This is a genomic window from Cellulomonas massiliensis JC225 (assembly GCF_000312005.1).
In the GTDB taxonomy this organism is placed as follows: Bacteria; Actinomycetota; Actinomycetes; order Actinomycetales; family Cellulomonadaceae; genus Cellulomonas; species Cellulomonas massiliensis.
Window position 1 is genome coordinate 1348794 of record NZ_HE978588.1, and the last position, 13611, is coordinate 1362404.

Sequence of the window (13611 nt, forward strand, 5' to 3'; positions counted from 1 at the left end):
GCCGCCGCCAGCCCGCCCGCCGGGGCGGTCCAGGCCTGCCCGGGCGTGCCGTCGTCGGCGACCTCGCGCAGCACCGCGGCGTCCTGCGGCGTGCGGCCGGGGTGGACGACGACGAGCACCTCGCCATTCTCGCCGGACCCGCCCACATCCCCGGCCGGGGACGCAGCAGCGGGCGGCCGCCGTCCGGCGACCGCCCGCTGCCGGTGCGTCAGCGGTTGCGGATCGTGACGTCGACCGTCTTCTCGGTCGTCCGCCCGTCGATGCCGACCGCATCGATCTGCAGCGTGTAGGCGCCGTTGGGGAACTGCCGGGTGTCGAGCACGAGCGTCGGCCGCGTGCCGGCGTTCGTCGAGCCCGCCGCCTTCGTGTTGTCGGTCTTCCACACGCCGCCCTGGTTGAGCTCGACGTACGTGTACCGCGGCTCGTCGGCGAGCGTGACACGCACCGTGACCCTGCCCGACAGCACCGCGCCGGGCCGGACGGAGACGTCCTCGATCTCCGGCGCGCCGGGGGTGGGCTTGCGGGGGTCGAGGCGCAGCGCGTCCCGGATCGTGAAGAACAGGTCGGTCTGGTCGGTGAGGCCGACGACGTTCGCGCCCCGCGGGCCGTACGCCGCCACGCGCACCTGCGAGCCGGTGTGGCCCTGCGAGGCGCCCGTCTCGGCGGTGCCGTAGGCGATCGTCATGGGCTTGCCGTCCGCCGTGAGCAGCGTGCGCGTCAGGCCGGGCGTGGTGGTGCCCGGGTACACGATCTGCGACGAGTGGGCGTGGTCCGCCGTCACGACGACGAGCGTGTGCCCGTCCTTCTTCGCGAAGTCGAGCGCGACCTGCACCGCCTCGTCGAGGTCGACGGTCTCGCCGATCTGCCCGCAGGGGTTGGCCGCGTGGTCCTGCTTGTCGATGCTGGCGCCCTCGACCTGCAGGAAGAAGCCCTTGCCGGCGCGGCGGTCGAGCAGGTCGATCGCCTTGTCGGTCATCTCCGCCAGCGTCGGCGCGGACGAGGCCGTGTACGCGGGGTTGTCGGTGCAGCGCACCGCGGGCTCGCCGCCCCCGGTGTGCGTCGCGAGCGGGCCGACCCAGCGGGTGGCCATGTTGCCGGGCGCGAACAGGCCCAGCACGGGGCGGCGCTGGTCCGCCGAGCGCACGCCGTCCAGGCCGGCCTCGTCGGTGACGACCTGGTAGCCGCGGTCCTTCGCCTGCTGCAGCAGCGTCCGGCCCTTCCACTGGCCGGCCGCCGCCTGCTCGGCGAACGAGGTCGCACCGCCGCCGAGCGTCACGTCGGCGCGGGCGTCGAGCAGCTGCTCGGTGATCGAGCCGAGGCCGCCGTTCTGCAGCGCCGAGGCCGGGCACTTCGCGAGCGTCGACGAGGGTGCGTAGCAGCCGCGGTCCGGCACGTGCGCGACCTGCACCGCGGGCGTCGCGTCCTGCAGCTCCGCGGTCGAGACGTTGCCGGTGCGCAGGCCGTTCGCCCGGGCGAGCTCGAGCAGCGTCCGCTGCGGCGCCCCGTCGAGGTCGACCGAGACCGCGCCGTTGTACGTCTTGGTGCCGGTGGCCCAGCCCGAGCCGGACGCCGCCGAGTCCGTCACGTAGTCCGGCAGGCCGTCGGCCTTGTCCAGCGCGTACGTCGTGTACTGGCCCGTCAGCGGCAGCGCGTCCAGGCCGGCGAACCGCCCGGCGGCCCCCTCGGCGTAGTTCCGCGCGACCGTGATCTCCGAGTCGCCCATCCCGTCGCCGATCAGCAGGATCACGTTGCGGGCGGCGCCGCCCTTGACCTGCGCCCGCACGGTGGAGGTCTGGTCGCCGTGGATCCGCTGGGCGCCGCCGTGCGACGCGAGGCCGCCGTTCGCCGCCGCGAGCCCCGCCGCCCCGCCGAGCACCATCGCCGTCGCGACGACGCCGACGGCGAGCGGCCGCCGCAGTCCTGATCGAGTAGCCATCGTGGTCCTCTCGCTCCCGGACGGCCGTCCGCCGCCCGGAGCAGTCGACTGCCTCCGGGTGACGGCCCGGTGGCCACGCGGTGAGGCGCAGGTGAGTCGGCGCGGAACAGGAGGAACCGGGCAGGCCGGGGCCGGCCCGGAGCGCCGGCGCACGGTCGGTGCGCGGCGGGCGTCCGCGGGTCAGGCGCCCCGGCCGGTGCCCTCCAGCAGGCGCAGCGCCGCCGAGACGCGCGGGTTGCGCTGCGGGTCGGCGTCGATGCCGAGCGTCGCGTACATCGCGTTGACGTGGTTCTGGACCGACTTCTCCGCGATGCCGAGGCGCTCGCCGATGCCCGAGTTCGACAGGCCGGTCGAGAGCAGGCGCAGGACCTCGTACTGGCGGTCCGTGAGCCGGGCGACGTCCGAGCCGGCCCGCGGCCGCATCCGGTCGAGGAGCGCGGGGTCGAGCACGGTCTCGCCGGCGGCGGCGGCCTGCACCGTCCGGATGAGCAGCTCCTCGCTCGTCCCGGAGTTCTTCGACAGGTAGCTCCAGCCGGCCGCGACGTCGGGCGGCAGGTCGAGCAGCAGGTCCATCGCGTCGTGCGAGGACAGCAGGATGATGCCCAGGCCCGGCTGCCGGCGCCGCAGCGTGACGCCCAGGGCGATGCCGTTGCCGTCCGGCAGGTCGATGTCGAGGACGACCACGTCGGCGACCCCGGGGACGAGGTCGCGCTGCGCGTCGCGCGCACCGCCGTACGCGCCGACCACCCGCAGCTCGGGGGAGCCGGAGAGCGTGCGCTCGAGCATCGTGCGGTAGAGCGGCTGGTCCTCGACGACGGCGACCCGGGTCGGGCCGGGGGGCGTGGTGGTGGACATCGCCCCCAGTATGGAGCGCCGCCGCGGGCGCGGCACGGGGACACGCGCCGGGCCGACGCGCGTCACACCCGCCCGGCGACCGGCGCGCCGCGGGGACCGTGACCGGCGCCAGGCGCTGCGTCCGGGAGGATGGGGGCGTGCCGCCGACCTCCGCCCTCCAGGGCCCCCTGCCGGGGGACCGCCCGGACGACCTGCGCGGCGACCGGGTCTCCGCCGTGCGGGCGACCGGCATCGTCGCCACGGGCTACGGTCTCGGCGCCGCGATGCAGTCGTCGTACATCTACGCCTCGCTCGTCCCGCAGTGGGAGCACGTCTCGATCTGGGCGCGGCTCGGCGCCAACCTCGTCGCCGTCCTGGCGCTGGTCGGCGCGCTCTGGTTCGCGCGGGTGCACCTCGCGCGCGGGGTGCTGCAGCTCTCGCTGGTCGTGGTCGTCGCCGCCACCGTGGCCGCCACCGCCCGCGTCGGGGCGCAGCTCGTCCTCGGCGTGTACGACGACCCCGACGCCGCGACGACGGAGGCCGAGCTCGGCTCCGGCTTCGCGGCCGCCGCGATCGCCGCGTCCATCGGCGCCTGGGGGCTGATCGCGCGCCGCCTGGCCCGCGTGCGGGTGCGCGCCGCCGAGCGCGACGCGATGCAGGTCGAGCTCGCCGTGCGGGCGCTGGAGCAGGAGGAGATCCGGGTCCGGGGCGAGGTGGCCGAGGGCTTGCACGGCACGTTCCAGGGGCGGTTCGTCGTCGTCGAGGCGCGGCTGGGCGACGTGCTCGCGCGCGGCAGGCTCGACCTCAAGGACGCGGCGGACGTCGCGTTCGCGCGCGACGAGATCCGGCAGGCGCGCGACGTCGACGTGCGGGAGCTGAGCCGGGCGCTCTACCCCGACCGGCTCGAGCTCGGGCTCGTGCCGGCGGTGCGCAGCGTGGTCGGCCGGATCCCGCCGTCCGTGGCGACCCGGCTCCAGGCCTCCGACGCGGTGCGCGAGCTCGACGACCCGGCCGAGGGCCGCATCACGCAGGCGGACCGCCTGCTGGCCGTGCGCGTCGTCGAGGAGGGCGTGACGAACGCGCTGAAGAACGGCCCGGCGACGCGGATCGTGGTGGACCTCGACGTGGCGGACGGCGAGCTGCTCGTCTCGGTCGAGAACGACGGCCAGCTCTACGACCCGGAGCACGCCGGGCGCGAGTCCGGCACGCAGCGGCTGCGGGGTCGGCTGCAGCTCGTGGGCGGTACCGTCACGCTCGAGCCGGGGGCCGAGCGCGGGGCCGTGCTCCGGGCGCGTCTTCCGCTGGATCATGCGGGTTCCGAGATCTGAGACGTCACGTCGGGGGAGACCACAGTCACGACTGGACATGCGTCCAGGTGAGTCCGGATCAGGGCGTTTTGTCCGCGGGTGAAAGAACCGGGCAATTCTCATGGGGTGGGTGCTAGGGCCCGGTCCACGGCCCATCGACGGGCCGATAACTGGAACCGTCACGTTGCGGCTCCCGAGCACGGAGCCCCCCCAACGAGTCCGTCGGCTGCTTGGCCCGAGGGCTCATCTCATCGCCCTTGGAGACGTCATGACCACGACCACCCCTGCCCCCGAGACCACCGAGCGCAAGAAGCGCAAGCGCGCCGCGATCATCAAGTTCTCGCTCGCCGGCGCCGCGCTGCTCGGCATCGGCGCCGCCGCCACGTCGGCCGCCTGGACCGACCAGGCCTGGTTCCAGGCCTCCGCCACCGGTGCGACCTTCGAGCTCCAGGGCCAGAACTTCGCGACGCCGGCGACGTACGTCGACGCCGACGACGCGAGCGGCACCATCGTCGTCCCGGCGTCCTCGCTCGCCAACCTCGTCGCGGGCGACAGCCGCACGCTGACCCTGAAGATCAAGAACTCCGGCAGCGTCGGGATGACCGTGACGCAGGCCAACACGTGGGTGTCCGGCACGACGAACTTCACCGCGACCCCCACGGTGGCCGTCACCGGCGTCCCGGCCGGCACCTTCGCCGCGGGCGCGGAGGCCACGGTCACCGTGACCGTCACGACCCCCGCGAACTGGGCCGTGACGAACCAGGGCAAGGCCCAGGACCTGCAGCTCACCTTCACCGGCACGAGCCTCTGACCCTGACGAGTCGCCGCGGCCGCTCCCGAGCGGCCGCGGCACCCGTCGGTCGTGGGGAACGACGATGCGCGTCCTGAGTGCCGTGGGCAACGCCGTGCTGTGGCTGCTGGCCGCGCTCGGCGTCGCCAGCCTGCTCGTGTGGGGCGCCGGCAAGGCCGGCCTGCTCCAGCCGCTGGTGGTCGTGTCCGGCTCGATGGAGCCGGGCATCATGACCGGCGACCTGCTCGTGGACGTCCGCGTCCCGACCGAGCAGGTCGAGGTCGGGGACGTCGTGTCCCTGCAGAGCCCGATCAACGAGAACCTCGTGACCCACCGGGTCGTCGCCGTCGAGCGGACGGGCGAGGGCACGTGGGGCATCCGCCTCAAGGGCGACGCCAACGACGTGGAGGACGGCGGCGTCTACGAGGTCGGCGACCACGTCTGGCACCCCGTGCTGCAGCTGTCGGGCGGCGGGAACGTCGTCGCGGCGCTGTCGCGGCCGTCCGTCGTCGTCCCGCTCGGCGTGACGCTGCTCGCCCTCGTGGGGCTCGCGCTCATGCCGTCCGACCCCCCGCGGCGCCGGGAGCCCGACGAGACCCAGCCCGACCCGACCCCGACCCGAGAGAGCGTCCCCACCCCGTGACCCGTCGCCTGCGTGCCGCCGGAGCGGCGAGCATGACCCTCGCGGTCGTGCTCGCCGGCGCCGGCCTGCTCGCGGGCGCCAGCGGCGCCGACGCGCTGCCGCAGCGCGTGCCGGTGTCGTTCTCGTTCGAGGGGATGCTGCCGGGGGAGCAGCGGACGCAGACGCGGACGACGACGATCGCCCGGGACGCCCGCGTGAGCGAGGCGCGCGTCGTGGCGTCCGGCGGAGACGGTGTCACCTGGACGGCCGAGCTGTGCCGGGGGCGCACGTGCGTCGACCTCCTCGCGGCGCGCCGCGGCACGCCCCTGGCCGCGGGCACGTACGACCTCGTCGTCTCCGCGACCGCGGGCACCCTGGCGCCCGGCGCCACGGCGGCGCTCGACGGCCGCCTCTCGCTCGTCGAGAACGACGACCTCGCGTTCACGGGCGGCGACGACCCGGAGGGCGACGGCCCGGACGACGGCGCCGACGGCGACGACGGCACCGCCACCGGGCCCGGTGGCCCGGGGCTCGCGTTCACGGGCTCGACGGCGGGGCCGCTCGCCGGCCTGGCCGCAGCGCTGACGGCGCTGGGCGCCCTGCTGGTGCTCGTCGGGCGCCGGCGGCGCGAGGACGAGGAGGAGGCGGCGTGAGGCGCCGGCTGACCCCCCGCCGCCTCGGCGTGCTGCTCGCGCTCGTGGTGGCCGGCGCCGCGGCGCTCGGCGCCGTGCAGGGCACGACCGCCGCCTGGACGGACCAGGCGCGCGTCACCGCGAGCGCGAAGGCCGGGATGTGGCGTCCGTTCACCGGGCAGCTGCGCCTCGCCGGCACGTCCCTGTGCCTGGACATCCCCAACCGGGACTACGGCAGCAACCTCAGCCTGCAGCTGTACGCCTGCAACTCGACGCCCGCGCAGGTCTGGAACCTCCCGACCGGCAACCAGCGGATCCAGGTGTACACGGTCGGCCGCAACGCGCCGGGCGACGTGACGGCGCTGTGCCTGCTGCGCAGCGGCGCCACGGTGCTCACCGGGACCTGCACGAACGGGGCCGCGGGCTCGTGGCAGACGCTGGCGGACGCCGCCGGCGGGTACCGCCTACAGTCGAACGCCGCCGGCACGTGCATCGACGCGGCCTCGGCGACGCAGGGCGCCGCGGTGACGCTCAAGACGTGCTCCACCGCCGACACCACGCAGCTCTGGGTGCCTGAGCTCGTCACCGTCTCCTACGCCTGACCCACCCCTCGCACGACCACCGCCCTGGAGGGCCCTTCCATGCTGCTGCGCCGCCCCGACCGCCTCGGGCTCGCCCGTGCCGTCGGGCTCGTCGCGCTGTTCCTCGCCGCCGTCGTCGCGCTGCCCGCCGGGGTCGCCCCGACGAGCGCCGCCTGGACCGACGACGTGCGCGTGCGCGCGACCGCGACGGCGGGCACGTGGGCCGCGCCCGGGGCGAGCACCTGCACCGTCCGCCACGCCAACGGGACGCTCGACGCGAGCAAGCCGTGCACGGTCACGTGGACCTCGGTGTCGTTCTGGGGCTCCGCGGGCCGGGGCGAGGGCAACGCGCTCGCCGACTTCTCGGCGCCGGGCATCGCCAACAACCAGTACGTCGCGTTCGACCTCACGCTGCCGAGCACGGGGGCCCCGTCGTGGTGGTCGTGGACGAGCGCCGCCGTCCGGACCGTCAACAACGGCGCGACCGTCACGTCGTCGTGCGCGCTCCTGCCGCGCCTGACCGGGCGGCTGGCCGGCAACCTCGGGACGACGCCAAACCTGTACGTCGCGTTCAGCGACTACCGCACCGGCGCGACCGCCTGCTCCTGACGCGCGCCGGCGCCGCTCACTCGACGGGCGCCGGCACCGGCCGCTTGGGCCGCAGCCCGTCGCCGGACGAGCGGCCGCGCAGCCGCCGGGTGGCCCACGGGTACGCGTGCTCGCGCAGCCAGACGGCGTTCGCGCGGGCCTGCGCCAGCCGCGGGGTCGGGGGCTGCGGCGCGAGCGGGTCGTCCCAGTCGGCCCGGTCGGGGGCGAGCCCGAGCCCGACGAGCGCGCCCTGTGCGACGCGCGCGTGGCCGTCGGTCGTCAGGTGGATGCGGTCCTCCGCCCACATCCGCCAGTCCCGCAGCGACCGCATGCCCCACAGGTCGACGACGAACGCGTCGTGGCGGCGGGCGATCGACCACAGGTGCGCGTTGAACACCGCGACGCGCGAGCGGGTGGCGCTCACCAGCGGGCCCACCGCGTCGAAGCCCGTGCCGAGCAGCACGTCGGCCCCGCTCTCGCGCACCCGCACCACGGCACGCTCCAGCTCGCGGGCGAGGCGGTCGACGTCGGCCGCGGGCCGCAGGATGTCGTTGCCGCCGCCGACGAGGCTGACCAGGTCGGGCTCGAGCGCGAGCGCGGCCGGCACCTGGTCCACGACGATCGCGTGCAGCTTGCGCCCGCGGATCGCGAGGTTGGCGTACTCCAGCGGGGCCAGCCCGGCCTCGACGCGCCGTGCGGACAGGCGCGAGGCGAGCACGTCGGCCCAGCCCCGCAGCGGCGCCTCCCGACCGTCGGGCGCGTCCCACAGGCCCTCGGAGAAGGAGTCGCCGATCGCGACGTAGCGGGTCCAGCGCGGGGCGTCGGGGACCAGGGTCGAGGTGCTCACGGCAACCATTCTGTCCCCGTCGGGCCCGTCCCGAGGACGTCAGGGCAGCGACCAGTCGATCCCGGGCGCCCCCTGCGCCTCGAGCAGCCGGTTGACGGCGGAGAACGGGCGGGAGCCGAAGAACCCCCGCGACGCGGACAACGGGCTGGGATGGACGGACGCGACGACGGGCACCGGGCCGAGGGCGGGGCGCAGCTGCTGCGCGTCGCGCCCCCAGAGCACGGCCACCAGCGGGCCGCCGCGCTCGACGAGCGCCTCGATCGCCCGGTCCGTCACCGCCTCCCACCCCTTGCCCCGGTGCGAGGCCGGCGCGCCGGGTCGCACGGTGAGGACCCGGTTGAGCAGCATGACGCCGCGGTCGGCCCACGGGGACAGGTCACCGCTCGTGGGCCGCGGCACGCCGAGGTCCTCGACGAGCTCGCGGAACACGTTGTCGAGCGAGCGCGGCAGCGGGCGCACGTCCGGCTGCACGGAGAACGACAGCCCCATGGCGTGGCCGGGCGTCGGGTACGGGTCCTGCCCGACGACGAGCACGCGCACGTCGGCGAGCGGCCGGCGGAACGCGCGCAGCACGGCGTCGCCCGCGGGCAGGTACCCGCGCCCGGCCGCGACCTCGTCGCGCAGGAACTGGCCCGCCGCCCGGATCCGCGGCTCCACGGGCGCGAGGGCTGCGGCCCAGTCGGGCGCGACGAGGTCGGCGAGCGGCGTCGGGGTCACGCGGGCAGGCTAGTGCCGCTGCCCGGGTGAGGTGCGGGGCGCCGAATGACACGCGTGTCATTCGGGTCCTACGATGGCGCCCATGGACGCAGCGCTGACCCTCACGGCCCCCGACGCGGACGACCGCGGGGCGAGCGGGCTGTCCGAGCGCGACGAGAAGGTGCTGGAGTTCGAGCGCCAGTGGTGGAAGTACGCGGGCGCGAAGGAGCAGGCGATCCGCGAGCTGTTCGACATGACCGCCACCCGGTACTACCAGGTGCTCAACGCGCTGATCGACGACCCGGCCGCGCTGGCGCACGACCCGATGCTCGTCAAGCGGCTGCGCCGGATGCGGTCCTCCCGTCAGCGCGCCCGCACCGCCCGCCGCCTGGGCGCCGAGGCCTGAGCGCTTCGTCCCGGTTCGCCTCGGAGCCGTGGCGGACGACACCCCGGGCTCCTGGACGGGTGTGACAGTTCCGCACGGGTGGAACGGCTAGCCTGTCCGCCGTGGCCCAGCGCGACTACCCCTACGCCGACGACGAGTTCGACGCGCCGGCGGACCCGGACGCGCCCCGCGGCGTGCACCGGGCGCCGCGCTCGGCGTGGAGCCGCTGGTGGCCGTTCCTGGCCGTCCTGATCCTCGCGCCGGCCCTCGCGTTCGCCGCCGTGACGTACCTGTCCGGCACCCGCGGCGGCGACGGCGCCTCCGACCAGCCGGGGAGCAACCCCAGCGCGTCCGCCCCGACGCAGGGCGGCTCGGCCTCGCCGACGGAGGGCGCCGAGGGGCAGGAGGAGCCCTCGCCGGGCGACACGGAGGAGCAGCCCACCGCGGAGCCCGAGCTCGGCACGCCCGTGGTCGTCCTCAACGCGGCCGGGGTCAACGGGCTCGCCGCCCGCATGTCGGAGAAGCTGCAGGGCGTCGGCTTCACCTCGGTCGAGGCGCAGACCTTCACGGGCACCCCGCCGGCCTCGTCGGTCGTCTACTACGACAGCGAGGACCTCGAGGCGACGGCCCGGCTCGTCGCCGACACGCTCGGCATCGACGCCGTCGAGCTCTCGCAGGCGGACGCCGGCGGCGGCGTGACGGTCGTCCTCACGACCGACCCCGACGCCTGACGGCGGCCCCCTCGCCGCGGCCGGCGTCCGACGCGTGGACCGGCCGCCGGAAAGCCTGTCGCGCGGGTGACCTGCACCACTAGGCTTCGGCGCACCGTGACGTCACCGGAGCGCCGCGGTCACCGTGACGTTCGAGGAGTTCCGCATGGCCCAGGGCACCGTCAAGTGGTTCAACGCCGAGAAGGGGTACGGGTTCATCACCCCCGCCGGCGGCGGCCAGGACCTGTTCGTGCACTTCAGCGCCATCCAGGTCGACGGCTACCGCACCCTCGAGGAGGGTCAGCAGGTCGACTTCGAGGTGGGCCAGGGCACGAAGGGCCCGCAGGCCGAGCAGGTCCGCCCCGCCTGACCGGGCGGCGCCGCCCGGCGCCCAGCCGCCGCAGCAGCGCCTCCGCCGCAGCACCGACCCCACGACGCGGGGCGGCCCACCCCTCGACGGGGCGGGACGCCCCGCGTCGTCGTGCGTGCCCAGGGCGAACGCGCCTTGCACTCTCAGGGGTCGAGTGCTAACCATTGACTTAGCACTCCCCGGTGGAGAGTGACAGCACCATCCGGCCGCACGGTGAGGGACGGGCGCTCGCGGGACCTGACCGCGGAGCCCGGCCCGTCCGTCGCGGGCACCAGCGGCCGACCCCACGAACCGAGTGAAGGATCACCGCCACATGGCCAAGATCATTGCCTTCAACGAGGAGGCCCGCCGCGGCATCGAGCGCGGGCTCAACACCCTCGCCGACACGGTGAAGGTCACCCTCGGCCCCAAGGGCCGCAACGTCGTCCTGGACAAGAAGTGGGGCGCCCCCACGATCACCAACGACGGCGTCTCCATCGCCAAGGAGATCGACCTCGAGGACCCGTACGAGAAGATCGGTGCGGAGCTCGTCAAGGAGGTCGCGAAGAAGACCGACGACGTCGCGGGTGACGGCACCACCACCGCGACCGTGCTCGCCCAGGCGCTCGTGCGCGAGGGCCTGCGCAACGTCGCCGCCGGCGCCAACCCGATCGCCCTCAAGAAGGGCATCGAGAAGGCCGTCGAGGCCGTGACGACGCAGCTGCTGTCGCAGGCCAAGGAGGTCGAGACCAAGGAGGAGATCGCCGCCACGGCCGCCATCTCCGCCGGTGACACCGCGATCGGCGAGCTCATCGCCGAGGCCCTCGACAAGGTGGGCAAGGAGGGTGTCATCACCGTCGAGGAGTCCAACGCGCTGGGCCTCGAGCTCGAGCTCACGGAGGGCATGCGCTTCGACAAGGGCTTCCTGTCGGCGTACTTCGTCACCGACCCGGAGCGCCAGGAGGCGGTCCTCGAGGACGCGTACGTCCTGCTCGTCGAGGGCAAGATCTCGAACGTCAAGGACCTGCTCCCGCTGCTCGAGAAGGTCATCCAGGCCGGCAAGCCGCTGTTCATCGTGGCGGAGGACGTCGAGGGTGAGGCCCTCGCGACCCTCGTCGTGAACAAGATCCGCGGCCTGTTCAAGTCCGTCGCCGTCAAGGCCCCGGGCTTCGGCGACCGCCGCAAGGCGATGCTGCAGGACATGGCGGTCCTCACGGGCGGCCAGGTCGTCTCCGAGACCGTCGGCCTCAAGCTGGACACGGTCGGCCTCGAGGTGCTGGGCACGGCCCGCAAGGTCGTCGTCACCAAGGACGAGACCACGATCGTCGAGGGTGCCGGCGACGCCGCGCAGATCGCCGGTCGCGTGAGCCAGATCCGCGCCGAGATCGAGAACTCGGACTCGGACTACGACCGCGAGAAGCTCCAGGAGCGCCTCGCCAAGCTCGCCGGCGGCGTGGCCGTCATCAAGGCGGGCGCGGCCACCGAGGTCGAGCTCAAGGAGCGCAAGCACCGCATCGAGGACGCCGTGCGCAACGCGAAGGCGGCCGTCGAGGAGGGCATCGTCGCCGGTGGTGGCGTGGCGCTCATCCAGGCCGGCAAGACGGCGTTCGAGGGCCTCAAGCTCGAGGGCGACGAGGCGACCGGTGCGCAGATCGTGAAGCTCGCCATCGAGGCCCCGCTCAAGCAGATCGCGGTCAACGCCGGTCTCGAGGGCGGCGTCGTGGCCGAGAAGGTCCGCAACCTGCCGACCGGCCACGGCCTCAACGCCGCGACGAACGACTACGAGGACCTGCTCGCCGCGGGCGTCAACGACCCGGTGAAGGTCACGCGCTCGGCGCTGCAGAACGCCGCGTCGATCGCCGCGCTGTTCCTCACCACCGAGGCCGTCGTCGCCGACAAGCCGGAGAAGGCCCCCGCGGCCCCCGCCGGTGGCGGCGAGGACTTCGGCGGCGGCTTCTGAGCCGACGCGTCTGAGCCCCTCGGGCTCGCGCTGCACGACCCACGACGGGCCGGTCACCTCCGGGTGGCCGGCCCGTCGGCGTGCCCGGCCGGGCCGGCGGCTCACACGGACGGGTGGTCCGTCCGGTCCCGGCGGTTCCTCCGCAGTGCCCGGCTCTTGACAGTTCGTCCGGGCGGCGCCAGCCTGTGCGCAGGCAGGTGACACGAGTCACTAGCCGAGGTCCTCGACGACGAGGGCCCTCGGACCCGACTCGCCAGTGCCAGGACGCGCGGCCCGTGACGGAGCGGGCGGCACGTCCGCACCCGTCCGCGCCGGTTCAGCGACGAGCCGCCGCGCGCCCGGGCCCGGAGGCCGACCCCCGTCGGCCACCCCCGCTGGACCGCAGAGGAGACGCGCATGCGCACCGCACCGCTCCGGGTACGAGCCGCACGACCCCCGCACCGCCGCCCGGCCGCCCGCGGCCGCACCGCCCTCGTCGCGACGGCCGTCGTCGCCGCGGTGATCGCCGCCGCCACGCCCGTCGTGCTGGCGCAGAGCGCCGGCGCCGTCGCCGTCGGCTCCGGCAGCTACGCCGAGGGCACGCCCGCCGGCGGCGCGGTGCCCACCGAGTGCAACGGCACGCCGGTGACCAACCCGCGGGCGCACGTCACGTCCAGCTTCCCGGCCGGGGCGATCCCCACCAACGACTGGTGGACGTCGCTGCTGTGGCGCAAGTTCAACTGCGACGCCATCTCCGAGAACCTCATGGCGCACCCGCTCGCGCTGCGCGCGTTCACGAACGGGCTGGGCCTGAGCTACCCGACCAGCGCGACGATCTCCGGCACCTCGACCGGTGTCGGCGAGTACCACTACCCGTACTCGGAGGACGTGCGGATCGGCATCGCGGGCCTGACGGCCGACGGCAAGGTCGACGGCTACAGCGACTGGACGGTCAGCGAGCTGTGGAGCAACGGCTCGAGCAGCCTGCGCACCACGTTCGGGCACGGGCTGCCGTTCGTGTACGCGACCAAGACGGGCGGGAACGCCACCCTCACGACGACCGGCGTGCCCACGGTGTGGCGCAACGCCGACGCCGCGATCGGGTTCACGGTCAACGGGCACGACTACGCGGCGTTCGCCCCGACGGGCTCGTCCTGGACGGTCTCGGGCGGCACGGTGAGCTCGTCGCTCAACGGCGGCACGTTCTTCTCCGTCGCGGTGCTGCCGACCGGCCCCGGCTCGACGAACGCGCAGCGCGCCGCCGCCCTCGACGCGTACGCGCCGTACGCGCACCGCCACGTCACGGGCACGAAGGTCTCCTGGTCGTTCGACGAGGCGAGCTCGCGGATGACGGCGACGTACGCGTTCACCACGACGAACCGGCAGGGCAGCGGG

At 74.8% G+C, this 13611-nt stretch carries 14 protein-coding genes and 1 pseudogene; 11 read left to right on the top strand and 4 right to left on the bottom strand.

Annotation, left to right across the window (positions count from 1 at the left end; all coding sequences use genetic code 11):
• Positions 1 to 208: 208 nt before the first annotated feature.
• Entirely contained in the window at positions 209 to 1936 is a 1728-nt protein-coding gene (gene phoA, locus HGCM_RS17275) for an alkaline phosphatase (protein ID WP_246119436.1), read from the bottom strand.
• 180 nt (positions 1937 to 2116) lie between these two features.
• The gene (locus tag HGCM_RS06395; RefSeq protein WP_019136029.1) at positions 2117 to 2791 is read right to left on the bottom strand and encodes a response regulator; all 675 of its coding nucleotides are present in this window, start codon (positions 2789 to 2791) and stop codon (positions 2117 to 2119) included.
• A 137-nt stretch (positions 2792 to 2928) separates the two neighbouring features.
• Here HGCM_RS06395 and HGCM_RS06400 point away from each other — a divergent pair, with 137 nt between their 5' ends.
• The 6 genes from HGCM_RS06400 to HGCM_RS06425 all read left to right on the top strand — a co-directional run bounded on the left by HGCM_RS06400 (position 2929) and on the right by HGCM_RS06425 (position 7311).
• Positions 2929 to 4098 (top strand): sensor histidine kinase, encoded by a 1170-nt coding sequence (locus HGCM_RS06400; protein WP_019136030.1) that lies wholly within the window; start codon positions 2929 to 2931, stop codon positions 4096 to 4098.
• Positions 4099 to 4345: 247 nt separating this feature from the next.
• Positions 4346 to 4888, top strand: a complete 543-nt coding sequence (locus tag HGCM_RS06405; protein WP_019136031.1) for a hypothetical protein — start codon at positions 4346 to 4348, stop codon at positions 4886 to 4888.
• A 64-nt stretch (positions 4889 to 4952) separates the two neighbouring features.
• Positions 4953 to 5510 (top strand): signal peptidase I, encoded by a 558-nt coding sequence (locus HGCM_RS17280; protein ID WP_040398971.1) that lies wholly within the window; start codon positions 4953 to 4955, stop codon positions 5508 to 5510.
• A 32-nt stretch (positions 5511 to 5542) separates the two neighbouring features.
• Positions 5543 to 6142 carry a hypothetical protein gene (locus tag HGCM_RS06415; RefSeq protein ID WP_147572715.1) on the top strand — a complete coding sequence of 200 codons (600 nt, stop codon included), beginning with the start codon at positions 5543 to 5545 and terminating at the stop codon, positions 6140 to 6142.
• Positions 6139 to 6723 carry an RICIN domain-containing protein gene (locus HGCM_RS06420; protein WP_019136034.1) on the top strand — a complete coding sequence of 195 codons (585 nt, stop codon included), beginning with the start codon at positions 6139 to 6141 and terminating at the stop codon, positions 6721 to 6723. The genes HGCM_RS06415 and HGCM_RS06420 overlap by 4 nt, the downstream gene beginning before the upstream one ends.
• Positions 6724 to 6762: 39 nt before the next feature.
• Entirely contained in the window at positions 6763 to 7311 is a 549-nt protein-coding gene (locus tag HGCM_RS06425; RefSeq protein ID WP_019136035.1) for a hypothetical protein, read from the top strand.
• 16 nt (positions 7312 to 7327) lie between these two features.
• On the opposite strand, the gene HGCM_RS06430 is transcribed toward HGCM_RS06425, so the two are convergent.
• Both HGCM_RS06430 and HGCM_RS06435 read right to left on the bottom strand, forming a co-directional pair.
• Positions 7328 to 8146: an SGNH/GDSL hydrolase family protein gene (locus tag HGCM_RS06430; RefSeq protein ID WP_026075302.1), complete on the bottom strand. Its 819-nt coding sequence runs from the start codon at positions 8144 to 8146 to the stop codon at positions 7328 to 7330.
• 30 nt (positions 8147 to 8176) lie between these two features.
• Positions 8177 to 8854: a uracil-DNA glycosylase gene (locus tag HGCM_RS06435; RefSeq protein ID WP_019136037.1), complete on the bottom strand. Its 678-nt coding sequence runs from the start codon at positions 8852 to 8854 to the stop codon at positions 8177 to 8179.
• A gap of 82 nt (positions 8855 to 8936) precedes the next feature.
• Between HGCM_RS06435 and HGCM_RS06440 the strand changes: the two genes are divergently transcribed.
• The 5 genes and pseudogenes from HGCM_RS06440 to HGCM_RS19740 form a co-directional block, all read left to right on the top strand.
• A complete protein-coding gene (locus tag HGCM_RS06440) occupies positions 8937 to 9239 on the top strand; it encodes a DUF3263 domain-containing protein (RefSeq protein ID WP_019136038.1) in 303 nt (100 codons plus the stop codon).
• Positions 9240 to 9340: 101 nt separating this feature from the next.
• Complete coding sequence (locus tag HGCM_RS06445; RefSeq protein ID WP_019136039.1) at positions 9341 to 9949, top strand: LytR C-terminal domain-containing protein; 609 nt, start codon at positions 9341 to 9343, stop codon at positions 9947 to 9949.
• Positions 9950 to 10094: 145 nt separating this feature from the next.
• Positions 10095 to 10298 carry a cold-shock protein gene (locus HGCM_RS06450; RefSeq protein WP_019136040.1) on the top strand — a complete coding sequence of 68 codons (204 nt, stop codon included), beginning with the start codon at positions 10095 to 10097 and terminating at the stop codon, positions 10296 to 10298.
• A 313-nt stretch (positions 10299 to 10611) separates the two neighbouring features.
• Positions 10612 to 12237 carry a chaperonin GroEL gene (gene groL, locus HGCM_RS06455; protein ID WP_019136041.1) on the top strand — a complete coding sequence of 542 codons (1626 nt, stop codon included), beginning with the start codon at positions 10612 to 10614 and terminating at the stop codon, positions 12235 to 12237.
• 396 nt (positions 12238 to 12633) lie between these two features.
• Positions 12634 to 13611: pseudogene (locus HGCM_RS19740) on the top strand (glycosyl hydrolase); the annotation flags it as partial.

Bases quoted from the DNA above. Each gene is read 5' to 3' on its own strand.
- phoA (WP_246119436.1), bottom strand. From the start codon at position 1,936: ATGGCTACTCGATCAGGACTGCGGCGGCCGCTCGCCGTCGGCGTCGTC.
- HGCM_RS06395 (WP_019136029.1), bottom strand. From the start codon at position 2,791: ATGTCCACCACCACGCCCCCCGGCCCGACCCGGGTCGCCGTCGTCGAG.
- HGCM_RS06405 (WP_019136031.1), top strand. From the start codon at position 4,346: ATGACCACGACCACCCCTGCCCCCGAGACCACCGAGCGCAAGAAGCGC.
- HGCM_RS17280 (WP_040398971.1), top strand. From the start codon at position 4,953: ATGCGCGTCCTGAGTGCCGTGGGCAACGCCGTGCTGTGGCTGCTGGCC.
- HGCM_RS06415 (WP_147572715.1), top strand. From the start codon at position 5,543: ATGACCCTCGCGGTCGTGCTCGCCGGCGCCGGCCTGCTCGCGGGCGCC.
- HGCM_RS06425 (WP_019136035.1), top strand. From the start codon at position 6,763: ATGCTGCTGCGCCGCCCCGACCGCCTCGGGCTCGCCCGTGCCGTCGGG.
- HGCM_RS06430 (WP_026075302.1), bottom strand. From the start codon at position 8,146: ATGGTTGCCGTGAGCACCTCGACCCTGGTCCCCGACGCCCCGCGCTGG.
- HGCM_RS06440 (WP_019136038.1), top strand. From the start codon at position 8,937: ATGGACGCAGCGCTGACCCTCACGGCCCCCGACGCGGACGACCGCGGG.
- HGCM_RS06450 (WP_019136040.1), top strand. From the start codon at position 10,095: ATGGCCCAGGGCACCGTCAAGTGGTTCAACGCCGAGAAGGGGTACGGG.
- groL (WP_019136041.1), top strand. From the start codon at position 10,612: ATGGCCAAGATCATTGCCTTCAACGAGGAGGCCCGCCGCGGCATCGAG.